Raw genomic sequence first — 2,358 nt, forward strand, 5'->3', positions numbered from 1 at the left:
GCCGGTCTGCGGGCGCCGGGCGCCGGGACAACCGCAGCCGGTGCGGGCGGAGGCGGCAGCGGACGCGCCGCCGAGGCCACCACTTCCGGCATCGCCACCTGCTCGGCCTCCTTCAGCAGCTTTTCCAGCGCCACCAGGCGCTCGGCCGCGCGCGGCGAGAGCGTGACCGGCCGCTCGGCGCTGGCGAGGCCGGGCACGTTGACCATGGCCGGCGGCTCCTCGATCTTCGGGATCGGCGAGCTGACGCCGGGGATCGGCTTGATCTCGATGCCCTGGTGGGCATAGGCCATCACCTTCTGCCAGGTCATGGCCGGGAGCGAGCCGCCGGTCATGCGGTTCATCATGGCGTAGTCGTCATTGCCGAACCACACGCCGCAGACATAGTTGCCGGTGAAGCCCATGAACCAGGCGTCGCGATAGGCGTTGGTGGTGCCGGTCTTGCCCGCCACCTTGGCATTGACGAGGCGGGCGCGCCGGCCGGTGCCGTTCTCCACCACGTTATTCAGCATGGTGTTGATGTCGTAGAGCTGCTGCTGGGGGATGATCTGCACGCTCTTCGGCGCATCGCGGTCGAAGCGCCAGACCACGTCGCCATTGCCGATGCGCATCTCCACCACCGCGTGGGGATAGACCGAGCGCCCGCCATTGGGGAACACCGCATAGGCGGTGGTCATGTCCACCAGCGTCACCTCGGCGGCGCCGAGCGGCAGCGGCGCGCTGATGGGCAGCGGGGTGCGCAGGCCCATCTGGTGGGCGAGATCGACGATCTTCCTGCGGGTGAACCGCTCGGCGAGGCGCACCGCCACCGTGTTCAGCGAATGCTGCAGCGCGGTCTGGAGCGTGATGGATCCCATATAGGAGCGGCCGTAATTCTGCGGGCACCAGTTGCCGAGGCAGATCGGCGCGTCCTGCACGATGGTCGTGGGCTTCATGCCGCCCATGAGCGCCACGGTGTAGACGAACGGCTTGAAGGAGGATCCCGGCTGGCGCAGGGCGTCGGTGGCGCGGTTGAACTGGCTCACGCCGTAGTCGCGCCCGCCCACCATGGCACGCACGGTGCCGTTGGGCTCCATCACCACGACGCCGCCCTGCTTGACCTTGTAGTCGCGGCCGAACTCGGAGAGCGAGCTTTCCAGCGCCGCGTCCGCCACCTTCTGGATGTTGGGGTCGAGGCCGGTGCGGACGATGAAGTTGCGCTCCGCCACCGAGGCGGGAAGCTGCTCCACCAGCTTCTTCACCTCGCCGAAGGCATAATCCAGATAATAGTCCGGAACCGCCTCCGCGCGCCGGTCCACCGGCGTCGCGGGATTGCGGCGGGCGCCGAACACCTGGCCTTCGGTCATGAACCCGGCTTCCACCAGGTTGTCGAGCACGGTGGAGGCGCGGGCGCGGGCGGCGGGCAGGTTGATGTGCGGGGCGTATTTCGAGGGCGCCTTGAACAGGCCGGCCAGCATCGCCGCCTCGGCGAGGTTCACCTCGCGCACCGACTTGCCGAAATAATAGCGCGCCGCGGCATCCACGCCGTAGGCGCCGCCGCCCAGATAGGCGCGGTCGAGATACAGCTTGAGGATCTCGCTCTTGGTGAGGTGGGTTTCCAGCCACAGGGCCAGGAACGCCTCTTTGATCTTGCGGTCCAGCGTGCGCTCGTTGGACAGGAACAGATTCTTGGCGAGCTGCTGCGAGAGCGAGGAGCCGCCCTGCACCACGCCGCCGGCACGGGCGTTGGAGACCAAGGCGCGCATGGTGCCCGACACGTCGATGCCCCAGTGCTCGTAGAAGCGCCGGTCCTCGGTGGCGAGGGTGGCCTTGATGAGGGCGTCCGGGAAATCCTCCAGCGGCACCGTGTCGTTCTGCTTCACGCCCCGCTCGCCGATGGTGTTTCCGTAGCGATCGAGGAAGGTAACGGCGAGTTCGGTGCGCTTCAGCCAGTCGTCCGACGTCTCGCGAAAGGCGGGCACCGCCAGCGCCAGCATCGCCACCGCGCCGATGGCGCCGAAGGTGAACAGGCTGGAGACGAGGCCGACGAGGACGCGCGGAAACCCGGTGATGTTGAACCGCTCGGTGAAGGCCGCATAAGACGACAGCGCCCGGCGCGTGCCGGCGCCGAGCGTGAACAACCCGCTGTCCAGAAAGGCGTCGAAGTCCAGCAGCGCGTTGCGCAGCCGCTGCATCAGCGTGATGCGTTCCGGGGCGGTCACGGCGTCAGGTCCAAGATTTCGGGTTCCAGGGTGTCCGGTTTCAAGGCGTCGGGCGGAGCGGCTCAGCCTCCGCCCCCGCGGCCGCGGCCGAGCGCTTCCGGGTCTCATATAGCGCGAAGGCGTGTCCCGCGCGAGGTGCGCGAGCAGCCGTGGCCGCGGC

Annotated in this window: 1 protein-coding gene; it reads right to left on the reverse strand. The window is 68.5% G+C overall.

What is annotated here, in order from left to right; genetic code table 11:
• The coding region (locus AC2W7M_RS23925; protein WP_486135469.1) for a transglycosylase domain-containing protein at window positions 1-2,171 on the reverse strand (2,171 nt) is incomplete at its 3' end.
• Window positions 2,172-2,358: the final 187 nt, after the last annotated feature.

Source organism: Xanthobacter sp. BG11Y11_SDJG, from assembly GCF_057364445.1.